Annotated in this window: 22 protein-coding genes; 7 read left to right on the forward strand and 15 right to left on the reverse strand. The window is 59.0% G+C overall.

Annotation, left to right across the window (positions count from 1 at the left end; translation table 11 throughout):
- Window positions 1–7: 7 nt before the first annotated feature.
- Window positions 8–1,315, reverse strand: a complete 1,308-nt coding sequence (locus QP904_RS07470) for an MFS transporter (RefSeq protein WP_049361303.1) — start codon at window positions 1,313–1,315, stop codon at window positions 8–10.
- 39 nt (window positions 1,316–1,354) lie between these two features.
- Between QP904_RS07470 and thrC the strand changes: the two genes are divergently transcribed.
- Genes thrC through QP904_RS07490 form a run of 4 tightly spaced genes read left to right on the forward strand, consistent with a single transcriptional unit; the run spans window position 1,355 to window position 4,330 of the window.
- Window positions 1,355–2,794: a threonine synthase gene (gene thrC / locus QP904_RS07475; RefSeq protein WP_284835819.1), complete on the forward strand. Its 1,440-nt coding sequence runs from the start codon at window positions 1,355–1,357 to the stop codon at window positions 2,792–2,794.
- Between the two features lie 3 nt (window positions 2,795–2,797).
- On the forward strand, window positions 2,798–2,944 hold the full coding sequence (locus tag QP904_RS07480) for a hypothetical protein (RefSeq protein ID WP_023021149.1): 147 nt from the start codon (window positions 2,798–2,800) through the stop codon (window positions 2,942–2,944).
- Window positions 2,945–2,966: 22 nt separating this feature from the next.
- Window positions 2,967–3,755, forward strand: coding sequence for a trypsin-like serine protease (locus tag QP904_RS07485; protein ID WP_284835820.1), 789 nt, complete (start codon window positions 2,967–2,969; stop codon window positions 3,753–3,755).
- 29 nt (window positions 3,756–3,784) lie between these two features.
- Window positions 3,785–4,330 (forward strand): NUDIX hydrolase, encoded by a 546-nt coding sequence (locus QP904_RS07490; protein WP_284835821.1) that lies wholly within the window; start codon window positions 3,785–3,787, stop codon window positions 4,328–4,330.
- Here the strand turns inward: QP904_RS07490 and QP904_RS07495 are convergent.
- The 3 genes from QP904_RS07495 to glnA form a co-directional block, all read right to left on the reverse strand.
- Window positions 4,327–4,707, reverse strand: coding sequence for a hypothetical protein (locus QP904_RS07495; RefSeq protein ID WP_023021152.1), 381 nt, complete (start codon window positions 4,705–4,707; stop codon window positions 4,327–4,329). The two genes, QP904_RS07490 and QP904_RS07495, sit on opposite strands and share 4 nt — an antisense overlap.
- Before the next feature lie 64 nt (window positions 4,708–4,771).
- Window positions 4,772–5,737, reverse strand: coding sequence for a TDT family transporter (locus tag QP904_RS07500; protein WP_084279088.1), 966 nt, complete (start codon window positions 5,735–5,737; stop codon window positions 4,772–4,774).
- 241 nt (window positions 5,738–5,978) lie between these two features.
- Complete coding sequence (gene glnA, locus QP904_RS07505) at window positions 5,979–7,412, reverse strand: type I glutamate--ammonia ligase (protein ID WP_239207505.1); 1,434 nt, start codon at window positions 7,410–7,412, stop codon at window positions 5,979–5,981.
- 118 nt (window positions 7,413–7,530) lie between these two features.
- Here glnA and QP904_RS07510 point away from each other — a divergent pair, with 118 nt between their 5' ends.
- The gene (locus tag QP904_RS07510) at window positions 7,531–8,004 is read left to right on the forward strand and encodes an RDD family protein (RefSeq protein ID WP_284835822.1); all 474 of its coding nucleotides are present in this window, start codon (window positions 7,531–7,533) and stop codon (window positions 8,002–8,004) included.
- Between the two features lie 76 nt (window positions 8,005–8,080).
- Here QP904_RS07510 and QP904_RS07515 read toward each other — a convergent pair whose 3' ends face one another.
- The 7 genes from QP904_RS07515 to sucB all read right to left on the reverse strand — a co-directional run bounded on the left by QP904_RS07515 (window position 8,081) and on the right by sucB (window position 17,749).
- Window positions 8,081–8,866, reverse strand: coding sequence for a DUF4191 domain-containing protein (locus QP904_RS07515; protein ID WP_023021156.1), 786 nt, complete (start codon window positions 8,864–8,866; stop codon window positions 8,081–8,083).
- A gap of 81 nt (window positions 8,867–8,947) precedes the next feature.
- Window positions 8,948–10,012: a lipoyl synthase gene (lipA, locus tag QP904_RS07520; protein ID WP_284835852.1), complete on the reverse strand. Its 1,065-nt coding sequence runs from the start codon at window positions 10,010–10,012 to the stop codon at window positions 8,948–8,950.
- A 121-nt stretch (window positions 10,013–10,133) separates the two neighbouring features.
- Complete coding sequence (gene lipB, locus QP904_RS07525; RefSeq protein ID WP_239207507.1) at window positions 10,134–10,943, reverse strand: lipoyl(octanoyl) transferase LipB; 810 nt, start codon at window positions 10,941–10,943, stop codon at window positions 10,134–10,136.
- An 80-nt stretch (window positions 10,944–11,023) separates the two neighbouring features.
- On the reverse strand, window positions 11,024–11,416 hold the full coding sequence (gene gcvH, locus QP904_RS07530) for a glycine cleavage system protein GcvH (RefSeq protein ID WP_023021159.1): 393 nt from the start codon (window positions 11,414–11,416) through the stop codon (window positions 11,024–11,026).
- Between the two features lie 36 nt (window positions 11,417–11,452).
- The gene (gene gcvT, locus QP904_RS07535; RefSeq protein ID WP_284835823.1) at window positions 11,453–12,565 is read right to left on the reverse strand and encodes a glycine cleavage system aminomethyltransferase GcvT; all 1,113 of its coding nucleotides are present in this window, start codon (window positions 12,563–12,565) and stop codon (window positions 11,453–11,455) included.
- A gap of 2 nt (window positions 12,566–12,567) precedes the next feature.
- Window positions 12,568–15,411, reverse strand: coding sequence for an aminomethyl-transferring glycine dehydrogenase (gene gcvP / locus QP904_RS07540; RefSeq protein ID WP_239207510.1), 2,844 nt, complete (start codon window positions 15,409–15,411; stop codon window positions 12,568–12,570).
- A 292-nt stretch (window positions 15,412–15,703) separates the two neighbouring features.
- Window positions 15,704–17,749: a 2-oxoglutarate dehydrogenase, E2 component, dihydrolipoamide succinyltransferase gene (sucB, locus tag QP904_RS07545; RefSeq protein ID WP_284835824.1), complete on the reverse strand. Its 2,046-nt coding sequence runs from the start codon at window positions 17,747–17,749 to the stop codon at window positions 15,704–15,706.
- A 125-nt stretch (window positions 17,750–17,874) separates the two neighbouring features.
- On the opposite strand from sucB, the gene QP904_RS07550 reads away from it, so the two are divergent.
- Window positions 17,875–18,285 carry an oxidoreductase gene (locus QP904_RS07550; protein WP_284835825.1) on the forward strand — a complete coding sequence of 137 codons (411 nt, stop codon included), beginning with the start codon at window positions 17,875–17,877 and terminating at the stop codon, window positions 18,283–18,285.
- On the opposite strand, the gene thiC is transcribed toward QP904_RS07550, so the two are convergent.
- The 3 genes from thiC to QP904_RS07565 all read right to left on the reverse strand — a co-directional run bounded on the left by thiC (window position 18,277) and on the right by QP904_RS07565 (window position 22,546).
- Window positions 18,277–20,058, reverse strand: coding sequence for a phosphomethylpyrimidine synthase ThiC (gene thiC / locus QP904_RS07555; RefSeq protein ID WP_259825110.1), 1,782 nt, complete (start codon window positions 20,056–20,058; stop codon window positions 18,277–18,279). The genes QP904_RS07550 and thiC overlap by 9 nt on opposite strands.
- A gap of 425 nt (window positions 20,059–20,483) precedes the next feature.
- Window positions 20,484–21,020, reverse strand: a complete 537-nt coding sequence (locus QP904_RS07560) for an isochorismatase family protein (protein ID WP_023021166.1) — start codon at window positions 21,018–21,020, stop codon at window positions 20,484–20,486.
- Between the two features lie 38 nt (window positions 21,021–21,058).
- Complete coding sequence (locus tag QP904_RS07565; protein ID WP_284835826.1) at window positions 21,059–22,546, reverse strand: leucyl aminopeptidase; 1,488 nt, start codon at window positions 22,544–22,546, stop codon at window positions 21,059–21,061.
- A gap of 103 nt (window positions 22,547–22,649) precedes the next feature.
- Between QP904_RS07565 and QP904_RS07570 the strand changes: the two genes are divergently transcribed.
- The gene (locus QP904_RS07570) at window positions 22,650–23,747 is read left to right on the forward strand and encodes a branched-chain amino acid aminotransferase (RefSeq protein ID WP_396130099.1); all 1,098 of its coding nucleotides are present in this window, start codon (window positions 22,650–22,652) and stop codon (window positions 23,745–23,747) included.
- A gap of 8 nt (window positions 23,748–23,755) precedes the next feature.
- Here the strand turns inward: QP904_RS07570 and QP904_RS07575 are convergent, their stop codons facing one another.
- On the reverse strand, window positions 23,756–24,550 hold the full coding sequence (locus QP904_RS07575) for a nicotinate-nucleotide--dimethylbenzimidazole phosphoribosyltransferase (RefSeq protein ID WP_284835828.1): 795 nt from the start codon (window positions 24,548–24,550) through the stop codon (window positions 23,756–23,758).
- Window positions 24,551–24,553: the final 3 nt, after the last annotated feature.

Here is a 24,553-nt window from a genome sequence, read left to right on the forward strand (position 1 = left end):
CTGGCTTTTAAGAAACCTCCACTATGGTGACAGAAGGCCCATCCTCGCCAGCGCGGCGCCGCAGGAAGTGGGTGACTACCACACCAATCATGCCGACCACCCACACGGCTAGCACCGCCGCGGAGGCTGCAGTGAAATCCGGCATGGAGTAGTTAGGGGCAGCAGAGGAATGGTCCAGCACCATGCCGAAGAGCTGAGCGCCCAGCATGCCGGAGGTAAACCCGCCCATATTGCCCAGGCCCGTAGCAGTGGCCACCACGGATCGATCCATGCGCTCGCGCACGATATCGAAGCCATAGTTAGCCGTCGGCGTGCAGAGCGCGGTAACGAAGGACACCACTAAAATCGCGGCCAGACCACTGTCGGTGCCGAAGGTAAAGAAAATGAGCCAGGTCAGAACGTGGACTGCTACAAAACCCAGGCTGAGCCACGGGCGAATATGCTGTGCGCGGGAGGAAATCTTGCCGTGCAATGGGCCGACAAGGACCAAAAATACCGCCAACAAGGTAAGCACCAGGCTGGACTTCGCCTTGGATAGCTCCATTCCTTGGGTCATCATGGGCATTCCCCAGAGCATGACAAAGACGATGAGCGGGAGCATACCGATGTAGTGAATGAAGTAGGCCTGCCATGCCACTGGGGAGCGGAATACCTTTTTCAGGCGCGCCGGGATGCTGGTGGCCTGAGAGTTGGGCGGTTCTTTTTCCGTGGGGATAATGCCCAGCTTTTCCGGTGAATCTGCCACCGCTACAATCGCGGCGATGGCCACGAGAATGCCCACCGCGCCGAGGGTAACGAAGGCGGCGGTCCAGCCGGCTGCGCCCAGCAACCACAAGAAAGGCACTGCGGAGATGAATTGGCCCATTTGCCCGAGCGACGAGGTCACCTGGGTAAACATAGGCGTGCGGTGCAGCGGGAACCAATAGGGAAGGATGCGCATCACGGAGAGAAACGCCGTGGCATCGCCCGCGCCAATAAGTATGCGGGCAGCGATGGCTACGCCGTAGCTGGTGGTAAAACCCAGCACTACCTGGCCGATGCCCATGATGACGGCGCCGACTACCAGGAGTAGGCGTGGGCCAAATTTATCGATCAATATGCCGGTAGGAATTTGGGCTAGGGCATACACGCCCAGCTGCACGGAGGTAAAAACAGCGATACGGCCGGCATCAACATCGAAGCGCTCAATAGCGTCCAGGCCGGCAACGCCAAAAGAGGTACGGCCAGTAATCGCTACGAGGTAGACCGCCATGGCGGCCACCCAAATGCCTAAAGCTTGAGTGGTAATGACTTCTCTGGGATTCGGCTGCGACATGGCTGATACCTTACGCCTTAACTACTAAGATTCTTTCGTGTGAAGTATATTTCGACCCGCGATACCGCCCGTCAGCCCGCATCTTTTACGGATATTCTCCTTGGCGGGCTTGCCCCCGATGGAGGTTTGTACCTGCCAGAGAGCTACCCGCAGTTGGATTTCGCCACTTTAAATTCATGGCGCACGCTCTTTGCGGATGAAGGCTATGCGGCACTCGCGGCCGAGGTGCTCAAGCTTTTCATTGACGATATTCCAGCGCAAGATATCGAGGATATCGCTGCCCGGGCCTATACCAGCCCCAAGTTTGCAGACCCGGAGATCGTCCCCGTTACCGAACTGGGAGAGGGCCTTTTTATCGGGCACCTTTCTGAAGGACCTACTGCGGCATTTAAAGACATGGCCATGCAGCTTTTGGGGGAGCTTTTTGAATATGAGCTCGCCCGCCGCGGTGAGACGCTGAATATTTTGGGCGCTACCTCTGGTGATACGGGTTCTTCAGCAGAGTATGCGATGCGAGGTCGCCAGGGCATTCGCGTTTTTATGCTCACCCCGGCCGGCCGCATGACGGCCTTCCAGCAGGCACAGATGTTTGGTTTGGATGACCCGAATATCTTCAACATTGCCCTTGATGGCGTCTTTGATGATTGCCAGGATGTGGTCAAGGCGGTCTCGGGAGATGCCGACTTTAAGTCCACCTACCGTATCGGTGCGGTCAATTCCATTAACTGGGCGCGGCTTATGGCCCAGGTGGTCTACTACATCTCCTGCTGGCTGAAGGTCACCGACAATGCCGAGCAGAAGGTTTCCTTCAGCGTTCCTACCGGCAACTTTGGCGATATCTGCGCCGGCCACATCGCCCGCCAGATGGGGCTTCCCATCGATCGCCTCATCGTGGCTACCAATGAAAATGACGTGCTAGATGAGTTTTTCCGCACAGGAAACTACCGTCCGCGCCCTGCCGCAGAAACCATGGCTACGTCTTCGCCGTCGATGGATATCTCGCGTGCCTCTAATTTTGAGCGGTTTGTGTTCGACTTGCTCGGCCGCGATGCAGCCCAAGCAGCGGAGCTTTTTGGCACGAAGGTCAAAGAGGGCGGTTTCAGCCTCAACCAAGAGAAAGTCGCCGCCGGTCAAGAGTACGGATTCCTATCCGGCTCCTCCACCCACGCCGATCGCCTCGCCACCATCAAAGACGTGCACGAGCGTTTCAACTACCTGGTGGATCCGCACACGGCCGATGGCATTAAGGTCGCCCGCGGGGCGCAGCGCGAAGGCGTGGAGACGCCCATCGTATGCTTGGAGACTGCACTGCCGGTGAAGTTTGCAGAGACCATCACAGAGGCCATTGGCTCTGCCCCCGAGCCGCCTGAGCGTTTTGCTGGCATTCTCGATACTGAGCGGCATGTTAAGGACTTGCCCAATGATGCTGCGGTGGTCAAGGATTACATCACCACGTCGATTCAGAAAACGGAGGTTTAGCTCATGGCCCTAGAAAATTTTGCCGGACCAGAACACTACACCGAGTTTGACCCAGAAAAGTTCATCCGCGATCTCAAGGCCCAGGCGGAGATGGCTAAGGATGAGGACGCTAAGGACGACGCCGGGGATGCGGGCGCGGATAGCAACTAGCGTTGGTGCAGTCTGTGCGGCCGTGCTCCTCGCGGCCTGCAGCCCAATTCGGGGTGGGGAAGAACCAAGCTTTTCTGTCCTGTCTTATAAAAACCTCATTCCTAATGAGGTCTATTCCCCGGCCGTGGCGCCGATCGCGCCGGGCACGGCTCTTGAGCTCTCCGGCGATGACCCGCAGCCAGGCGCTTATTTCCAGTACCACTCTTGTACGGCGGCATGGTCATTTACGCTTGCCGACGCCCGCACCATCGCCGTTACCGCCGGCCATTGCGGCAAACCTCACGATAAGGTCTGGGCTGGCTTTGCCAACGGTGAGTTCAAATACCCCGCCGAGCCCATTGGTGAGGTCATTTATTCTGATATCTACGCCGAAAAGAGTTATGACCTCGACGTAGCTTTTATCGAAATCACCGGCAGTGCTGATTACTATGTCCCCAGGGAAGTGGACAATACCGTCGCCACCTCGCTGGCTCATCTGCCACAGAAGGTGTGCAAGCTGGGCGTGGTTACTAATGAGACGTGTGGATCGCTATCCCATGATGCGGAAATTGCGCAGCTTACCTGGCAGGACCGCCAGTGGGATTCGCTTGCTGCACGGGCACATGTGTGCAGTACCAATGGCGATTCGGGCGGGCCGGTCTATGGCGAGGTAGAAGGCAAACAGACCATCGTGGGCGTGGTCTCTGGGACGACGCAATCTCTCGAAGAAGGACGCTCCTGCGAGAACACACAGACGGATATGGAGCTGACTTTCACCTTGGCTACCGATATTCACCGGCTTGCCAAAAAGGTGTTGGGCCCGATGGCCTAGATCGGCGGCACTGGTCTACGCTAGGTGGCATGCCGACTCCAGATTTCATTGTTCAGCTGCGCGAAAAGATTGGCCACGATCAGATCTTCGTGCCGGCCTGTAGCGCCATTATCCTCCGCGATGTGCCCGCAGACGCCGCATTGTGGGAGGTTCCTTCCGTGCTCCTAGTCAAGCGGTCCGATAACGGTGCTTGGACGCCGGTGGAAGGAATCTGTGAGCCGGGCGAGGAAATTACCACCACTGCGCTGCGAGAGGTCCAAGAAGAAGTCGGTCTCGAGGCCAAAGTGGAAGCGCTTTTGGGCGTAGGGCAAACCGGCCCAGTGACCTATCCCAATGGCGATGAGTGCACCTTCATGGGAACGGCGCTGCGTGTATCGGTAGCGGATGGCGCAGAGCCGGTCATCAGTGATGAAGAAAATACCGAGGCGGATTGGTTCTCGGTGGCGAAGCTTCCCGAAAGCGTTTCGGGCCGCCACCGCCTCATGATTGCCGACGCCGTAGCGCAGATGAAACATCCCCGCGGTTTTGCCCCGCGCATGGGCTGGATGAAGCGCAGCGAGCAACCAGGGCTTTAGGTCGGCTTTGTTGCGGCGTCGGCAAGCAGCTTGCACAGATGCTGCGGATTGCGGGCGGCGATAAGCTCTTGTGCAATGCAGTCGCGCGCAGTGGCGATGTCTTCTTTATCGCCGCAGGCAATCACCGCAGTATTAATGGTGATGAGGACCTTGCCCTGTCGCGCCAACTCATAGAAAAGCGGGCAATCATCTGCACTCCAGCGCCATGCTGTGGCGTAGAAGTCCCGTGCGCCTTGGCCCAGCCACGACGTCTCCAAGAGCAGGTGCTCGCCGTAGAGATAGATGCCGTTTCGCTGCACGCCGGCGAGTACCTGTCTTACTGCAGTCAGGTCCGCGCACTCCCAAGCGATGAAGGTGATGGGGGAGGAACTATACATTAGCGGCGACCGTTGCGGCGCTTCCCACCTTCAAAGCTGGCGTCTCGCATAGCGGTTGCTCCTTTTATTGGCCTGTAGTGATAAGTGGCTCTTCAGGGCCTGTTTCCTTTTTGCCTTCCCATACCCAGCTCAGGAAGCGGGTGGAGCACAGCATCCAGTGTGCGGTGAGGAGAACCGGGATGGTGAGCGCAATGGCGTCGATAAGCTCGGAGCCATTGACCAATGCCAGCTGGTGGCCGCCCATGCTGACGGTTCCCGGCGGGAAGGTGCACGACCACCAGGCAGGGGAATAGGGGACCCACCGAGCTACGTTGGGATAGAAGGTAAACATCGCGTAGATGGATAGCGGAATGGCGATGATGAGGGCAGTCAGGCCGTAATAAATGGATACCGGGCCGGGGAAAAGAATCTGCATAGCCGTGGTGGACTGGCCTACCACGCCTAGTGGTACCCAGGCAGTGGCTGATTTCGCACCGGTAAAATCCACCTTCCCGTGCCATGCGGCCCAGTACACGCGAGCAAAGGTCGGCACCGCCGTTACCAGGGACATGAAGAAAAATATCGTGCCCATTACGTGGTAGAACTGGCCGTAATCGTGAGCCAGCCAACCAGAAACCGAGGCCGAAATCATGGGGCCAACCAGTGGCAGGCCCCAGGTGAACTTCGGCTCGCCATCAAAGCGTGTGAGCTGGATAGCCCACGTGATAACCGTAATTGGGCCACCGATCCAAAAGCCTATGAGGCGGAAAGTAGGAATGTCCGTGAGCCCGGAAAGCGCGGCGCCGAGCGCCAAGATTCCGATGAAAAACATCGACCATTCCGCCATCGTGGTGCGCTCGAAGCTGGGATGGCGGTAGCGCAAGAAACCCGCGGTGAGGACGACAAAGATGACGCACGCAATGGCGGCAAAAATGCCGGCCAGGATCATCATGCCTTCTTCCACGAGTAGGCGCGAAACGATGGAGGTGCCCATGAGGCTGCCTCCCCACGCGGGGCCGGGGGCTGGGAGTTGGCGGAATCTATCAGTCACACCCACATGTTAATTTCTTTCGGTCGGGTTATCAGAATTTTGCTCTCGTTTGGGCTGGTGAGAACTCTCGCTAAGTATGGATTTAGGGGCGGGGGTCAAGCCTAGATCATCTTGTGGCATCGATCGCATCTCGCGGGGTCGGCTTAGAAAAAGCAAGTCCCGAGACCCACTGAAGGTCTCGGGACTGAGCTTTGTAGGCGCGTGCCCTTTCGTCCCCTATAGGACGCTGGCTAGCGCAGCTTTAGCAATCGAAATACATCTCAAATTCCTGCGGGGTCGGGCGCAGGCGAACGGGGTTAATCTCGTTCTCGTACTTGTAGTTGATGTAGGTCTCGATGAGGTCCTCGGTGAAAACATCGCCTTCGGTGAGGAAGTCCATGTCCTCCTGCAGGGCCTTGAGGGAAGCCTCGAGGGAGGTCGGGGCCTGCGGGATGGATTCAGCTTCTGCAGGCGGCAGCTCGTAGAGGTCCTTATCTACCGGAGCGTGTGGCTCGATGCGGTTCTTTACGCCGTCGATGCCGGCCATCATCATGGCGGCAAAGCCCAAGTACGGGTTGCCGGATGGGTCCGGAGCGCGGAATTCGATGCGCTTAGCCTTCGGGTTGGAACCGGTAATCGGGATACGGATTGCAGCGGAGCGATTGCGCTGGGAGTAGACCAGGTTAATCGGAGCCTCGAAGCCTGGGACCAGACGGTGATAGGAGTTCAGCGTTGGGTTGGTGAACGCAAGCACAGCACCAGCGTGGTGGAGGATGCCGCCAATATAGTAGCGGGCGATATCGGAAAGACCTGCGTAGCCGGCTTCATCGTGGAACAGCGGCTTGCCGTCCTTCCACAGGGACATGTGGGCGTGCATGCCGGAACCATTATCGCCGGCCAACGGCTTGGGCATGAAGGTGGCGGTCTTGCCCCACTGCGCTGCGGTCTGTTTGACCACGTACTTGAAGGTCTGAATGTCATCGCCCGCGTGCAACATGGAATTGAAGCGGTAGTTGATTTCGTTCTGGCCGGCGCCCACCTCGTGGTGGAAGCGCTCGATGTGGAAGCCTACCTTTTGCAGGTTTTCCACCATGGCGTCGCGCACTTCACCGTGCTTGTCATACGGCGCGGTGGGGAAGTAGCCGCCCTTCAGGCGGGTCTTGTAGCCGGTGTTCGGGGTGCCGTCGAAGTTGGTTTCGCTATCGCGGTTCCACCAACCTTCATCGGAATCAACCTCGTAAAAGCCGTGCTGGACGTCGGTGCCAAAGCGTACGGAGTCAAAGAGGTAGAACTCGGCCTCAGCGCCAAAGTTGCAGGTATCGGCGATGCCGGTGGACTGCAGGTACTCTTCCGCCTTGCGCGCGATGTTGCGCGGGTCGCGGGAGAACGGTTCAAAGGTAAATGGGTCGTGGACGAAGAACTTGATATTCAGGGTCTTGGCCGTGCGGAACGGATCAATATGCGCGGTGGCTGGATCCGGCAGCAGGGTCATATCGGACTCATCGATGGTGGTGAATCCGCGGATAGAGGAGCCGTCGAAAGCGAGGCCGCTTTCGGCATCTTCTACGGTGAACTCTTCTGCTGGGATGGAAAAGTGGTGCTCGGTGCCTGGGACGTCCGTAAAACGGATATCGACGAATTTTACGTCCTCGTCCTTAATAAACTGGACGATGTCCTGCACTGTCTCGAAAGACACGTTTGTCTCCTCGTTGTTGACCGGTGAATTGTCTCTCTATAGCCTACTAGGTTCTCGCCCTAGGGATTGCGATTCCCCTCGTTTCACATCTCACTTTCCGCCCGCTAGATTGGTGAGCATGGCAGATAAGCGTACGTGGCTCGACGGCCCAAATATTCCGGGCGAATACGATGATATGGAAGGCCCCGGTCGCTGGCCGGGAGAAAAGCTGGGTCTTCCGGAGTCCGGACCGGGGTCACTAGCTTCCGTTGGCCGCCGCGCCGGCGCTGTGGCGATTGACTGGATCGTGTGCATGCTCATCGCCAACCTCATCCACATGTTTACTACGGAACTCGGCGGTGTGGCTTTCTTGGGCTACGCGCTGTGGGTAGTCATGGGAATCGCATGTGGTTGGCTCTTTGCTCGCACACCCGGCATGTTGCTTTTAGGCATGGGTGTTGCCCGGCTTGACGTTCCCGGTGCCCGCGTGGGCCTATGGCGCGCGGCGCTGCGCACGGTGCTCACCGGTGTGCTGTTCCCAGCGGCCATGGTTGATGCGGATGGACGCGGAATGCATGACCGCGCCACCGGTACCATCGTTATTCGCTCCTAAGTCGCCCGGATTTTCCGGGCAAGAGAAAATCCCTGCCACACCTCATATGGTGCGGCAGGGATTCGCTTTAGGCGCCCTACTTATTCTTTTTGCGCTGCTGGGCGCGGCGCATGCGGCGATTCATGCCGGCCATGTTCTGCGCCTGGTGGGGCATTGGACCCTTGGGCATGCCCGGGGTGGTACCCGGCATGGAGTCCATGGCCTCGATGCGGCGGATGTTTTCGTAGGTTTCGTTCTTATTAAAGTTGCGCGGCAGCTTCATGACCTTATTGCGCAGCTTGGAAACGGGAACCTCGTCCTCGCCGTTGCCTACGAAGATCTCGTAGATGGGAACGCCGCCGGCGATCTTGTCTACGCGCTTCTTAAGCTGGTTGAGGGTAGGGCGCACGCGGTTCTTATTGCCTTCGCACACGAAGATGACGCCCGCATTGCCGATGACGCGGTGGATAAGATCCTGCTGGCGGGTGGCGGCCACGCCGGTTTTGACGGACCAGACGATGCCCACGGTATTGCGCAGCTGCTGCTCGAGTGCCCAGCCCGCAGCACCCGGCTGGTCTTCCACGCGCTTGTACATATCGCGCTCAAGGCGGCGGGTAAATAGGAACATTGCGAGCAGCGCGCCGATGCCCAAGCCCAGGATGAGCATGAACCACTGGCCGTTGAAAAGCGAGCCGATCAGGAAGAAGAGCAAGCCCATGCCCAGGAAGGCGCCCAGCATGATGGGGATAAGCGCCTTATCCTGCTTGCGCTGCATATTAAATGCTTGCCACATTTGGGACCAGGTTTGCTTACGCTGCTGGCGCTTGGCCGCGCGTTCTTGCTTCTTTGCAGCCTTTAGTGCTGCCTTGTCATCTTTCGCCATGGCTCCTACTTTAAAGGTCAATGGGCATGAATGTTAAAACGGCCCACGCGGAAAGCGCAGGCCGTTATGAAAACATGTGGTTTAGCGGACGGTGGCCGCCGCCGAATTCGCATTAGCCGGAGCCTTGGCCATGCGGGTGGTCACGGGAGTCTCCTCCGATGGGCCGTATTTCTCCAGCAGGGTGGAGGCTTCTTGGGCGGTGGCACCCTGAGAGGTCTCCGCCAGGTGCTTGAGGTTATCCGGCAGCTCGAAGCCGCGCTTTTCCATAGCCTGCACGTAGAGGCGGCCGGCGCGATAAGAAGAGCGCACCAGCGGGCCGGACATGACGCCGCCGAAGCCGAGTTCCTTAGCCAGCTTGGAGTGGGCCACGAATTCCTCCGGGCGTACCCAGCGCTCAATCGGGTGGAAGCGCGGGCCGGGGCGCAGGTACTGGGTGATGGTGATGATATCGCAGCCAGCAGAGCGCAGGTCACGCAATGCTTCCTCGACCTCGTCCTCGGTCTCGCCCATGCCCAAAATCAGGTTGGACTTGGTAATGAGGCCGTAATCATGTGCCTGGCGGATGACGTCCAAGGAGCGCTCGTAGCGGAAGGCCGGGCGGATGCGCTTGAAGATGCGCGGCACGGTCTCCAGGTTGTGCGCGAAGACCTCCGGCTTGGCTTCGAAGACCTCCTCCAGCAGGTCCGGTTTGCCAGAGAAATCCGGGGTGAGGTTTTCCACGCCGGTGTGGGGGTTAAGCTCGTGAATCTTGCGCACGACCTCGGCGTAGAGCCATGCACCCTCATCGGGGAGATCATCGCGGGTAACACCGGTAATGGTGGTGTAATTAAGATCCATTTCCCGGATATTTTCGGCTACGCGGCGCGGCTCATCGCGGTCTAGTTCTTCCGGCTTGCCGGTGGCGATATCGCAGAAGTCGCAGCGGCGGGTGCACTTATCGCCACCGATGAGGAAGGTAGCCTCGCGGGATTCCCAGCACTCGTGGATATTCGGGCAACCTGCCTCCTGGCACACGGTGTGCAGGGAGGCCCCAGCCACGCGGGACTTCATGTCCTCATAGCCCGGGCCGGTGCGAACCTGGTTGCGGATCCAGCGTGGCTTTTGTTCGATGGGTGACTCCGCATTCTTCTTTTCAATGCGGAGCATCTTGCGTCCTTCAGGCTTAACAGTCACAAAAACTCACTTTATCGGTTGATGGTGGTGATGGCTAATAGCTCTTCTAGGTATAAGTCGCCGCGGTCACATCCTATTCCGCGCCAGCCCCAAACTAGGGTTCTTGCCGCGCTTGCCGACGCCTCTGTCTAGCCCTTTCATTCGCCACCTTCGTGGGATCAGGGGCTGAGCCAAAGGTGTGGTCGGCGACAATGAGGCGGCCCGAGAGGGCGTCATCAAGCGCCTGCAAAAGCGGTTGGGTGGCATCCTCGAGGCTGACCTGGCGTCCGAGCTCCAGCGATAGGGTGGTGACATCGGCGTCATCGATGCCACAAGCCACGATGTGGTCGTAGTATTCCAGCGTATTGCAGCAGTTAAGCGCCAAACCGTGCATGGTCACTCCGCGGGTAATGCGGATTCCAAGAGCGGCAATCTTGCGGTCACGCTTCGGGGCGGAGGGATCCTTGGCTTCGGTAGTGGAAGGAACCCACACGCCCGAGCGGCCATCGATGCGCCCGGCGGTGGTCACCCCCATCTGGCGTACCGTCTGGATGGTGGCTTCCTCGAGGCGGCGGACATAGTCGACGACGTCGACGGGCTCGGCCAATTTGATAATGGGGTAGATGACCAGCTGGCCTTCGCCATGCCAGGTGATGCGCCCGCCACGGTCAACGGTGATAACGGGCAGGCCGTTATCTGGCATATCTTCCGGTTGGGTGCGCTTGCCGGCGGTATAGATATTCGGGTGCTCGACTACGAGCACCACATCGTCTTGTTCCCCCTTGGCGCGCGCGGCTGCTACCTCGGCCTGGTAGTCCCAGGCCTCCTGGTAGTCCATCCGGCCCAAGAAACGGACCTCTAGTGGTTTATCGGAGGCGCGGATAGAGCGCTCGGCGGGGAAGAAAGGATCGCGTGGTGCAGTCATAGACTCAAAGTTTCCTCTGGTGCGGTGGGCAAAGCAAAGCGGGAGGGTGCGCGTGGCACACCCTCCCGCGTGGGGTCGAATTAATCTAGGCCGTTGGCGGATGCATAAGCGGCAGCATCCATGAGCTCGCCGGCCTCATCAACCTCAACCTCGAAGAGCCAGCCCTCGCCGAACGGGTCGTTGTTGATGACAGCGTAGTCATCGTGCACATCCTCGTTAACGGCCTTTACTGTGCCGGTGACAGGGGAGTAGAGGTCAGAGACGGACTTCGTGGATTCGACCTCGCCACAAGACTCGCCGGCGGTAACGGTATCGCCTACCTCCGGCAGTTCGGCGAAGACGACCTCACCGAGGCGGTCAGCAGCCACGGAAGTAATGCCGATGCGCACGGTAGCGCCAGCAACGGCATCGGCGGCAGCGTTGACCCACTCGTGGTCTTCGGAGTAGGAAAAATCTTGAGGAAGGTTAGCCATGGTGATGTGGTCCTTTCGGGCTGGTTGAAAAGATGCTTACTTGTCGCGCTTATAGAACGGCAACGCGGTTACTTCAAAAGGATAGCGCTTACCGCGAATCTCCACCTCTACAGCGGAGCCGGGCTCGAGGTTCGCGCCGGTATTCAGCAGCGCGATGGCCACTGGGTGTCCCAGAGTGGGGGAAGGCTGGCCGGAGGTGACCGTGCCTACCTTCTCATCGCCCACGAAAACCTCGGCACCGGCGCGGGCTGCGCGGCGCTGCTCGGAGGCGAGACCGGTGATCGCTACCTGCGGGCCTTCGGCGGCGCGTTGGCGGACGACCTCGGAGCCGACGAAATCGGCCTCCTTTTTGGCAAAGGCACGGGCCATGCCCGCCTCTACCGGGGTGATGTCGCGGGAGAGCTCGTTGCCGTAAAGAGGCATGCCGGCCTCGAGGCGTAGGGAATCGCGGGCGGCGAGGCCGCACGGCTTGAGGTCGTATTCTGCACCGGCCTTGAGCAGCTCTTCCCACAGCTGCGCGGCATCGGAGTTGTACACAATGAGCTCGAAGCCATCCTCACCGGTGTAGCCGGTGCGCGCGATGATGGCAAAGGTGCGCGCCACCTTACCCATGGTGGCGGCGTAATAGCCGAGGTTGTAGACCTCGTCCTGCTTATTGTCTTCCACCAACGGGACGAGGATTTCTGCGGCCTTAGGGCCCTGGACGGCGATCATGGCCACGTCACGGGACTCGTTCTTCAAGGTGACATCGAAGCTCTCGGCGCGCTTGTTGAGCTCGTCCCACACGGTATCGGCGTTGCCGGCATTCGGGACGACGAGGAATTTATCTTCCTCAAAGCGGTAGGTAATTAGGTCATCGATGATGCCGCCGTCCTCGGCGGTGATCATGGAGTACTTGGCCTTGCCCACCTTGAGGGGCTCAAAGTTGGAGATGAAGGCATAGGACAAGAACTTGCCGGCGTCGGCGCCGTTGACCCAGATTTCGCCCATATGAGACAGGTCAAATAGACCGGCGCTGTTGCGTACGGCGCGGTGCTCGTCTAGCTCGTTCTGGTACTTCAGCGGCATGTTCCATGGGCCGAAGGCCGTAAAGGTGGCGCCGAGCTTCTCGTGCTCGGCATTGAGTGGGGAGGTAAGTAGTTCGGTCATGTTTACTCCTCAGAATCGTCGATATCGAATGCTTCCGGCGGCGGGCAGCTGCAGACCAAGTTGCGATCACCATAGGCCTCGTCGATGCGGCGCACCGGCGGGAAGTACTTGTAGCTGTGGCGCAGGGATTTCACTGGCCAAGCGGCCTTTTCTCGGCTGAAGACAAAGTCCCACGTATCGGCGCTAACGGACTCCGCGGTAAACGGAGCATGGTGGATGACGGAGCCTTCGTAGGACACCTGGCCGTCGATGATTTCTTGGATCTCGGCGCGGATGGTGCGCATTGCCTCGATGAAACGATCCAGCTCGCCCAAGTCCTCGGACTCGGTGGGCTCCACCATGAGGGTGCCGGCCACTGGGAAAGCCAGGGTCGGGGCGTGGAAGCCAAAGTCTACGAGGCGCTTGGCGACGTCCGCGGCGGTGACCCCAGAGGCGTCGGTAAGCGCGCGCAGATCCAGGATGCATTCATGGGCCACCAAGCCAGCATTGCCGGTGTAGAGCACAGGGAAGGAATCTTCCAGGGACTTGGCCAGGTAATTTGCGCCCAAAATTGCGTGGGCGGAGGCTTGAGCAAGTCCCTGCGCGCCGCTCATAGCTAGGTATGCCCAGGAAATCGGCAGCACACCGGCCGAGCCGTACTTGGTACTGGTAATAGGCACGCCTTGCCCAACCGGGGTAGCAGTGGTTGCATCCAGCTGCGGATCCGCGGCATTGGTGGGCAGGAACGGGATAAGGTGCTCGGCCACTGCTACTGGACCCACGCCTGGGCCGCCACCGCCATGCGGAATGGTAAAGGTCTTGTGCAGGTTGAGGTGGGACACATCGCCGCCGAACTGCCCTGGGCGGGCCCAACCGGTCAGCGCGTTCATATTCGCACCGTCAATGTAGACCTGGCCGCCCACCGCGTGGACCTTATCGCAAACATCGCGAACCTCTGGGTCAAAGACCCCGTGGGTGGACGGGTAGGTCACCATGATGCCGGCGATGTGGTTGCCATGCTTGGCAATCTTTTCATCCAAATCCGCCAGATCAATAGAGCCGTCGTCTGCGGTCTTTACCACCACAACGCGCAGGTTAGCCAGCGTAGCCGAGGCCGCATTCGTGCCGTGTGCGGAAGCCGGGATGAGTACTACATCGCGCTCGTTATCGCCATTGGCTACGTGGTAGCGGCGGATAGCCAAAAGGCCGGCCAGCTCGCCCTGGGATCCGGCGTTGGGCTGGATGGAGACCTTGGCATAGCCGGTGATCTCGGCCAACCAACCTTCAATCTCCTCGACCAGTGCGCGCCAGCCGGCGGTTGTCTCTTCCGGGGCGTAGGGGTGGATGCCAGCAAATTCCGGCCAGGAAATCGGCTCCATGGCGGCGGTGGGGTTGAGCTTCATGGTGCAAGACCCCAGCGGGATCATGGTGCGGTCAAGTGCTAAGTCCTTATCAGCCAGCTTGCGCAGGTAGCGCAACATCTGGGTTTCGGAGTGGATGCGGTTGAATACCTCGTGCTGGAGCGGCTCCTGGCTGCGCTGCAGGCTCTTAGGCAGGTCGAAGTCAGCCTCAGTCGCCTCAGCGCCGAAGGCTTGGGCGAGCTTGGCGACGTCCTCCTTAGTCGCCGACTCACCGAAGGACACCGATACCTTGTCCTCACCGATCGCGCGCACGAGGTATCCCTCCTTCTGGAGGTTTTCCTTGATGCTGGTGGCATCCACGCCGGCGACGGTGACTGTATCGAAGAAGTCTTCAGATACCAGCTGCTTTCCGGCATCCTTGACGGATTGGGCGAAGCTGGAGGCAAGCCCATGCACGCGCTGTGCGATAGCCTTGAGGCCTTGCGGACCGTGGTAGACGGCGTACATGGAGGCGACATTAGCTAGCAACGCCTGCGCAGTACAGATATTAGAGGTGGCGCGCTCGCGGCGAATGTGCTGCTCGCGAGTCTGCAGTGCCAAGCGGTAGGCCGGGCGACCATCCGCGTCCTTAGAAACACCGACGATGCGGCCAGGCATCTGCCGCTTGAGTTTTTCTGTAACCGCCATATAAGCAGCGTGCGGGCCACCGAAGAAGAGCGGCACGCCGAAGCGCTGGGAGGAACCGAGTACAATATCGGCGCCCAGTGAGCCAGGGCCTTCCAAGAGAAGCAGGGAAAGCGGGTCGGTGACCACAGCGGCTAGCGCGCCGCGGGTATGCAGCTCTTCGATGAGGGAAGAGGGATCAAAAATGTCGCCCTCGGTGCCGGTGTAGGCAATGACGGCGCCAATGAGGTCCTCGCCTACGAGGCCTTCGCGCAGGTCGACGATTTCCACCTCGAGGTCAATCGCGCGGGCACGCTCCGCGGCGACGGTAAGCACCTGCGGGTGCAGGCGGGAATCGAGCACTACACGGCGGCCCTTCTTTACCGCACGGGACATAAGGCCCACGGCCTCAGCCGCGGCAGAAGCCTCATCCAAGAGAGAGGCATTCGCAATCGGTAGTCCAGTGAGGGATTCAATCATGGTCTGGAAATTCAGCAGCGCTTCCAGACGCCCCTGGGAAATCTCCGGCTGGTACGGCGTATAAGCGGTATACCAACCAGCATCTTCTAGCAGACCGCGGCGGATGACCGCTGGGGTAAGGGTATCTGAAAAGCCCTGACCATAGAAAGGCTTTAGCACAGTGTTCTGGTTGGCGTACTCCCGCAACGTAGCCTGTGCTTCATCCTCCGAGAGTGCCTCAGGAAGCTGAGGCAATTCTGCGGCGCGGATCTTGGAGGGAATGGCGGCATCGACCAGCGCGTCCACGCTGTCGTAGCCTACCTTCGCAAGCATGGTGGCCTGCTCCGTAGAATCCGGCCCTAGGTGGCGGGAGATGAATTCCATGTCAGTGAGACTCCTTAGTGGGGGACAATGGCTATAACCGCCCTAATTATATGTTTAATAATGGGTGAGCCGATCCCCCTTGAGAAACTTTTATGCACCGCATCACTGTCTAAGGTGGCTCCAAAGGCGCTCACCACGGGCTTAGGGGGAACGACCGCGAAAAGCCTCGAATAAAACGGGATGGATGGTTCAGCTAAAGGCGGATCTATCACCCCCACTTGGCACCCCAGACATGGCAAAAGCCTCCCAGCCCCGCGGTGGGGCTGGAAGGCTTTAAGCGGCGATAGAACCTTTAGATTTCGAGGTCTGCCTGGAAGTCCGCGGTCTGCAGGCGATCCTTGATGGTGGTGATGAAGCGGCCTGCGTCCGCACCGTCAACCACCTGGTGATCGTAGGTGAATGGCAGGTAGCACATCTGGCGGATGGCAATGGCATCCTGGCCGTTTTCGTTGACAACCACCGGACGCTTCTCAATGGCTGCGGTACCCAGAATGCCGGCCTGTGGCGGAACCAAGATCGGGGTATCGAGCATGGCGCCCTCGGAACCGATGTTGGTCACGGTGAAGGTAGCACCGGTCAGATCGTTCGGCTTCAGCTTGTTATTGCGGGCCTTATCAGCCAGCTCCGCAATCTGCTGCGCGATCTGCGGCAGGGTCATGTCCTGTGCCTTGTGGATGACCGGGGTGAGCAGACCCTTCGGAGTATCAACAGCGATAGCGATGTTGACGTCCGCGTGGTAGGTCATCTCCTTGGTTTCTGGGTTATAAGACGCATTGACGTTCGGGTGGGAGACTAGGGCCTCAGCGGTAGCCTTCACGATGAATGGCAGGAAGGACAGGTTGGCACCGTGCTTGTCGATGAATGCCTGCTTGTTCTTCTTGCGCATATCCCAGATGGCAGTCATGTCGACTTCCTGTACGTGGGTAAGCTGTGCGGAAATCTGCAGCGCCTCTACCATCTTGGAGGCGGTGATTTCGCGAATGCGGTTAACCTTCTGGGTGGTGCCGATAAGCTCCTGCTTCGCCGGATCCACAGACTTGGTGGACCAACGAGCGCGTGGGGAGTTGTCGGATTGCGCACCAGACTTGGCAGGTGCGTCTCCCTCGCCAGCGGCAGCAAGCACGTCCTGCTTTCGGATACGGCCACCGACGCCGGTGCCCTCAACGTTGTTGAGGTCTACGCCGTGCTTGTCAGCCAGCTTGCGTACCAGTGGGGTGACATAAGGAACGTTGTCGCCGTTGTTGACCTTCGCGGAGGTATTGAGAGAAGAATCCTGCTGGGTTTCCTTTTTGTCCTCTGCCTTTGGCTCCGGCTTCTTGTCTTCCTCTGCCTTTGGCTCTTCCTTCTTTTCTTCGGCCTGTGGTTCTGGCTTGGAGTCGGAGGAGGATGCGGAGGCGTTTTCGTCGCCGATGCGGGCGATGACTGCGCCTACCTCGATGGTGTCATCTTCGTCGGCGAGGATTTCTACCAGGGTGCCTGCTACTGGGGATGGAATTTCGGTGTCGACCTTGTCGGTGGAGACCTCGAGCAGCGGCTCGTCTACTTCGACGGTGTCGCCGACGGACTTGAGCCACTGGGTGATGGTGCCTTCGGTGACGGACTCGCCAAGTTCTGGCATTTCCACGTCGGATGCGTCGCCGGAGCCGCCGTTAGAAGAGTCAGCCTTTGGCTCTTCCTTCTTTTCCTCCTTTTCCTCTTCCTTCTTTTCTTCGGCCTGTGGTTCTGGCTTGGAGTCGGAGGAGGATGCGGAGGCGTTTTCGTCGCCGATGCGGGCGATGACTGCGCCTACCTCGATGGTGTCATCTTCGTCGGCGAGGATTTCTACCAGGGTGCCTGCTACTGGGGATGGAATTTCGGTGTCGACCTTGTCGGTGGAGACCTCGAGCAGCGGCTCGTCTACTTCGACGGTGTCGCCGACGGACTTGAGCCACTGGGTGATGGTGCCTTCGGTGACGGACTCGCCAAGTTCTGGCATTTCCACGTCGGATGCGTCGCCGGAGCCGCCGTTAGAAGAGTCAGCCTTTGACTCTTCCTGAGCTTCTTCTGCTTCTTCCTCGTCCTTGTCAGCGGAGGAGTCGTTGGATGCGGAGCCTGCCTCATCCTCGTCACCGATGATGGCAATGACCTCGCCAACCTCGATGGTGTCATCCTCGTCAGCCTTAATTTCAATAATGGTGCCGGCTACGGGGGAGGGGATTTCGGTATCGACCTTGTCGGTGGAGACCTCGAGCAAAGGCTCGTCTACTTCGACGGTGTCGCCGACGGACTTGAGCCACTGCGTGATGGTGCCTTCGGTTACGGATTCGCCCAGCTCGGGCATCTCAACGGAGTTCGCCATGAGTTATAAGACTCCTCGAAAGTTGGAAGTGTTCTATCGCTACCCGACAATCTTACAGCGTGATGCTCACCCTCGTGCAGATGTGGGGTTAGTAACTACCCTCCTTCCGGGTAAGCTAGGGAATTATGTTCAACCCCTTCCGCCGCAACAAGTCCAGATCGTCACTGCGACCACCCCGCGGACCGGGGGAGGCCATCCGCCCAGAAGACGCGCAGGATTTGCAACAGTGGGCCGCCGGAAGAATGTATGTAGAGGCCTTTGTGGAGCCGGAAACAGTGGTCAACGAGATGTCGGTTGTCGTTGTCGATGAAAACGGCGAGTTCATCCGCCGTCGCATCGGCGGGCCAAAGGGTATCGACGCGGTGGCCGCATTATTGAGCTGCGATATTTATGACGTGGAAGAAACCGGCTACCCGCAGCGCATGCGTGAACGCCTGGAGCGAAACCGCATTCTGCGTAAAAGGGAAGAACAAAGAAAACGCCGCGCCCGGTTCGAGCGCGGCGAGAACCCCGATACGGGGACTGAATTAAGCTAGATCGCTCTCTTCACGTAGGTAGACCTGGGAGCCGCGGCGGCGGAATTCGGCAGACTTTTCTTGCATGCCTTTCTCCGGTGCAGTGCCGTCGACGGCCTCGCGGACTTGCTCACCTAGCGTTGGCATGCCTAGCTCGGCCATCTGCCCGCCAAACATATCCCGAATGTCTTGGCTGATGCGCATAGAGCAGAACTTGGGGCCACACATGGAACAAAAGTGGGCGGTCTTTGCTGGCTCGGCAGGCAAGGTTTCGTCATGGTAAGCCTGCGCGGTTTCCGGATCGAGGGAAAGCGCAAACTGATCATTCCAGCGGAATTCAAAGCGGGCCTTGCTCATCGCGTCATCCCAGGCACGGGCGCCAGGGTGACCTTTGGCCACGTCCGCGGAGTGCGCGGCAATCTTATAGGTAATGACACCAGTTTTTACGTCATCTCGGTTGGGTAGGCCCAAGTGCTCTTTCGGGGTCACGTAGCACAGCATCGCCGTGCCACCCATAGCGATATGGGCGGCGCCGATGGCAGAAGTGATGTGGTCATAGCCGGGAGCGATATCGGTAACTAGCGGGCCGAGAGTATAAAAGGGCGCGTCAGAGGCCCAATCTTGCTCGAGCTCGTTATTTTCTTGAATCATGTTGAGCGGGACATGGCCAGGGCCTTCCACCATGACTTGGACGTCATACTCCCAAGCCCGGCGGGTAAGTTCGCCAATCGTCTTAAGCTCAGCGAACTGGGCTGCGTCGTTCGCATCGGCTAGGCTGCCGGGCCGCAGGCCGTCGCCAAGCGAAAATGCAACATCGTATTGCGCAAAAATCTCGCATAACTCATCAAAGTGCTCGTAAAGGAAAGATTCTTTGTGGTGGGCCAAGCACCAGCCCGCCATAATCGAGCCGCCGCGGCTTACAATGCCAGTCACGCGATTGCTAGCTAGAGGCACATAGGCCAAAAGCACACCAGCGTGAATCGTCATATAGTCCACGCCCTGCTCGCATTGCTCGATGACGGTATCACGGAAGATTTCCCACGAGAGGTCCTCCGCTACGCCATTGACCTTTTCCAATGCTTGGTAAATCGGGACGGTGCCGATGGGAACCGGGGAGTTGCGCAAGATCCACTCACGGGTGGTGTGGATATCGTCACCCGTAGACAGGTCCATGACGGTATCCGCACCCCATTGGGTAGCCCAGCGCAGTTTGGATACTTCCTCATCGATGGAGGAGGATACTGCTGAGTTGCCGATATTGGCGTTAATCTTGGTAAGAAATTTGCGGCCAATGATCATGGGCTCGGACTCGGGGTGGTTGACATTATTGGGAATAATCGCGCGGCCGCGAGCGACCTCCTGACGTACGAATTCCGCATCGCAATGCTCGCGCAGAGCTACAAATTCCATTTCTCGGGTAATGATGCCCTGGCGGGCATAATGCATCTGCGTAACGCGTTGGCCTGCCTTCGCCTTAAGTGGCAGGCGCTTAGAGCCCTTCCATTCTTGGGAGGCAGCACCGCGGCGCTGTGCGGCGCGGCCGTCGTCAGCGAGCTCTCGGTTGCGGCCTTGGTATTTTTCGGTATCCGCGCGTTTTTGAATCCACTCGGTGCGTAATGCCGGAAGCCCCTGCTCCGGTGCGCATTCGGGACCACGCGTGCGGTAAACGCGGAAGGGCTCGTTAGGGGCATGAGGGGAATCGTCCAAGTGGATTTCGGTCTCTGGGACCTCTAAGCCGTTGTGTCGAATGGGGGAATAGGAATGCTTGGGGTGGTTTTCTGGGGCAGCCGTCATGGCAGGCTCTCCTCTCTTCCTTCGTAGGTATTAACCAAACAGGTTCGAACGGTAGATACGCAGCTGTAGCGCACTCTCAGCCCGTGCTCGGGCACCCGTGGGGACGCAGATCACCGTATAACAAACGCTTCACCCAGCGCAGGGTTTTCCGCATGTGGTCTAGGCCTAGCGATGCGTGGTGGGAGGGTGAAGGAATGTGGTTGCTAGGTCAACAGGAAACTTTCAGGATCTTTCCACCCGTATCCAATATCGGTAACCCATACTGAATTTATGCGTTTGAGAGAGCGCATGCGAGAGAGATAGAGAGAACCCCTCATGTTTCCAGAGGGCGGCTGTTTTAGCCGATACATGGAAACACCTTGTAGAGAGACGCCTGCGGCCCTCGGACCACTTTCGGTTCGAGGGCCGCAGGCGTTTTCTTTTGCCTAGCAGATCGTGGCGCCGGCAGCGGCTAACTCTTGCAACGCCACCTCACCGCGAGATTCATTTACCGGGGAGCAATAGTCACGCAGAACGCGGACGGTGAACCCCTCCTGTAGGGCATCAGTAGCGGTGGCACGAACACAATGATCGGTGGCAATGCCCACGATGTCTACGGCATCGATGTGGTGCTCGCGCAACCAGTCAGCAAGCAGGGTGCCGTTAGCAGCACCCTCAAATCCGGAATAGGCGGCGGTGTATTCGCCCTTGCGGAAGTAGGCTTGGGCCGGCCCGATAGCCTCATGCATGGCCGCGCCGTGGGACTCGGCTACACAGTGTACGGGCCAGGAATCAACAAAATCCGGACTCTGCGAAAAGTGAGAGCCCGGATCTATATGCCAATCCTGCGTGGCTACGACGGTGTCATAATCCTGTTGCAGAGTCGCGATTTTGGCGGCGACTTCATTGCCTCGTTCGGTGCCTAAGGCACCGCCGGGGCAAAAGTCATATTGAACGTCAACGATAATCAGAGCAGGCTTCATGCCTTTAGGAGTTTAATCGCATAAAGCCTGCTGTGGTGCTACTTTAATTCAGCAATTTCGCGCAGGGCTGCTACCACCGTGCGGGTGGGCACGCCGGTGCCCATCTTTGGGGTGTATCCATAAGCGCCAGTGGTGTTGAAGGAAGGGCCGGCCACATCGATATGGGCCCATTCGATTCCTTCACCCACAAAGTGTTGGAGGTAGGTGCCGGCATATTCCATGCCGCCCTCACGCTTGGCGTTGATGTTTCGGATATCGGCGCTGGCGGACTTTACCGATTCCTCGTGTTCCTCCAGTAGCGGCATTGCCCAAGCCTTTTCGCCCACCTCGCGGCCGATTTCGGCCATGCGGTCACGGAATTCCTCGGAACCCATAACGCCGGCGGTCCGCTCACCTAGAGCAACCATCTGGGCACCGGTGAGAGTAGCCGTTTCAATGAGGTAGTCAGGGTTGTCCTCGCTGGCGCGCGCAATCGCATCAGCAAGCACGAGGCGACCTTCCGCATCGGTGTTGAGCACCTCGGAGGTAATGCCGCCGTAGTGGGTGATGACGTCACCTGGGCGGGTGGCATCGCTGCCCGGCATGTTTTCTGCCAGTGGCAGGGTAGCGGTGATACCCACCTTGAGGTTCAGCTTTGCCGCAGCAATGATGGCAGCGACCATCGCGGCGGAACCGCCCATATCGGAAATCATGTCCCACATCTTGGCGCCTGGCTTCAAGGAAATGCCGCCGGTATCAAAGGTAATGCCCTTGCCCACCAGCGCGACGTGGCGCTTGGCCTTCTTCGGGCGCCAGCTCAAGCGGACCAAACGCGGCGGACGTGCAGAGCCACGGCCGACCGCCAGGATGCCGCCAAAGCCCTGCTTTTCTAGGGCCTTTTCATCCAAGACCTCTACCTCAAGGCCCGCCTCTGCTGCTTGGGCGGAAAGGAAAGCGGCGTAGCTTTCTGGGTAGAGCAGGTTGGACGGAGTATTGACCAGATCGCGGGCGAGAAGAACGGATTCAGCGGTAATCTTCGCGTTTTCAAATTCCTCTTGGGCTGACTTCTCGGCCACTACGGTAAAGGTGGTGGGGGCCGTAGCTGACTCGCTGCGTAGGCCGGAGTACTTATAGCCGCCGAGGATGAGGCCTTCTACCACTGGGGCGATGCCAAAATCGCCCAGAGAGGTAGCTAACTGTTCAATCTTGTTAATGGAGCGGGCGGCTTGGCCTGCAGCGCGGCGCAGCGTTTCAGCGTCTACTTCTTCTGCTTCGCCCAATCCCACGGCGATGATGGAGGCTACGCCAGCCTTAGCGGGAGCCGGTACGCGCGTGACCTCGCCGGCCGTGCCGGAAGCCCCTACGGCCACCAGTGCCTCATAGGTGGAGCGAAGTGCGGCAGCCCCTAGCAATTCGGTACCCGGCAGTTCTAGCCCGCCTTCGCCCTGGAACGCAGCGATTAGTAGCGCGTCCGCCTTCTTAGGAGCCTTCTTCCCCAGCTTTAGCTTGGGAAAGTGACCGCGTGCGGGCAATTCGTTTTGTGCCATAGTGTCCTCCTTTATAAAAAGGCTTATCAATCTTCCCTCTACTGTACCGCGCAGCGGTGAACTTATTCCTGCCTCGCTATAGATAAAGGGGTAGATTGTGGGCATGCTTGATTACACGATTACTCGGACCGATAACCCCACGTCTACGAAGGAATTGAGCGAAATTCTCGCCAACCCCGGCTTTGGCAAGCACTTTACGGACCACATGGTCACCATTGATTGGACCGAAGAAAAGGGCTGGCACGATGCTCAGGTAAGACCGTACGGACCGATGACAATGGAACCGGCAAGCAACGTATTCCACTACGGGCAGGCAATCTTTGAAGGCATCAAGGCCTATCGTCAGCCCGATGATTCCATTGCCACCTTCCGTCCCGACCATAATGCCCAGCGGTTTATCAACTCTGCTGAACGCTTGGCTATGCCGGAGCTGCCGCAGGAGGAGTTTATTGAGTCTTTGCGCCAGTTGGTGGAAGTAGATAAGGACTGGGTACCGGAAGCCGGTGGAGAAGCGGCGTTGTATCTGCGTCCCTTTATGATCTCCACCGAGGTTTCCTTGGGGGTTCACCCGGCCAAGTCCTACCGCTACGTGCTAATAGCCTCCCCAGCGGGTTCCTACTTCAGTGGTGGCATCAAACCGGTATCTGTTTGGCTGTCCACCGACTACGTGCGCGCAGCGCCCGGCGGCACCGGCGCGGCCAAGTTTGCGGGCAACTATGCGGGCTCGCTATTGGCCCAGGCCCAGGCGGATGAAAAAGGCTGTGACCAGGTGGTCTGGTTGGACGCTATTGAACGCCGCTACATCGAAGAAATGGGCGGAATGAACCTCATGTTTGTCTATGGCTCCGGCGAGAATGTGGAGATTGTTACCCCAGCACTGTCCGGTTCCTTGTTGCCTGGTATTACCCGTGAATCCTTGCTGCAAGTAGCCCAAGACCTGGGCTACAAGGTCACCGAACGCCGCATTACGGCCGAGGAATGGCAGCGCGATGCAGAATCCGGCGCAATGTCGGAGGCCTTTGCCTGCGGTACTGCCGCGGTTATTACCCCAGTAGGCCGTGTGCTGGGCGATTCCGCCGATTTCCAGGTCAATGGCAATGAAGCAGGCGAGATCACCATGACCTTGCGCGAGCACCTAACCGGAATTCAGCGCGGTGCCGTGGAAGATACCCATGGCTGGCTGCATACCCTGGTGAAATAGGCCGCGGCTTAGGCGTCTGCGGCGATCTCGACTCCGGTAAGTAGCATCGGCAGCGCCGCTAGGGCGCCGAGCGTGGGTTCCGGCTCCATTGCCAGTTGGTGCAGTGGCTGGAGCCCCAATTTTCCTAGCGCCAGCTCGTGGGCGGGGGCGGCGGATAGGGTAGTGGCGAAGAGCCACTCTTTCACGCCAGGGTTGTCGCGCTCGGCAAGGAGGGCAGCGGTGGCGGTCAAGGGGGCATCGATAAGCAAGGGAGTGCGACGCTCCGCGGCTCGGGTAATGAACCCCACTGCAGCCGCCAGCACCGCAGACTGGCAGGACTCTACCAGCTCCATGCCCTCGAGGTTGCGGGCCCGGAACATGGCATCCCGGATAGCGGAGACCTCTCGCTTCCAGTCTTCCACGCTGCGCTGCTTGCCGACGATCACTACCGGCTCCGTCTGCGTCATCGTCGCCATGACCACGGCGGGGACGCGGGCGCTTTCCACGCCGCCGGGAATTAGTAGGTCCGCACCGGCATCAATTTCCGCATCTGCAGTAGCGGCTCCTAAGTCGTATGCCTGGGACAAATCCGTCACCGTGACTACATTCAGCCCAGCCTCGGCCCGGCGCGCAGCGGTCTCGGGAGCCGGTAGCTGGGTCTCCTGTTCAGCAAAGACGATGGCTCGTATACGCTGCGGCTCCTGAGCGGGGGCGCTGCCTTGGCAGGCGGCTAGCCATTGAGCGGCTTCGGTCAGGCGCCCATAAGGCGCGAGCTGCGCGTCGTGTGCGGTACGTGCCTGAGAATCGGGCTGCGGAATGGCCATGAG

Source organism: Corynebacterium nasorum (assembly GCF_030229765.1).
Classification (GTDB): domain Bacteria; phylum Actinomycetota; class Actinomycetes; order Mycobacteriales; family Mycobacteriaceae; genus Corynebacterium; species Corynebacterium kefirresidentii.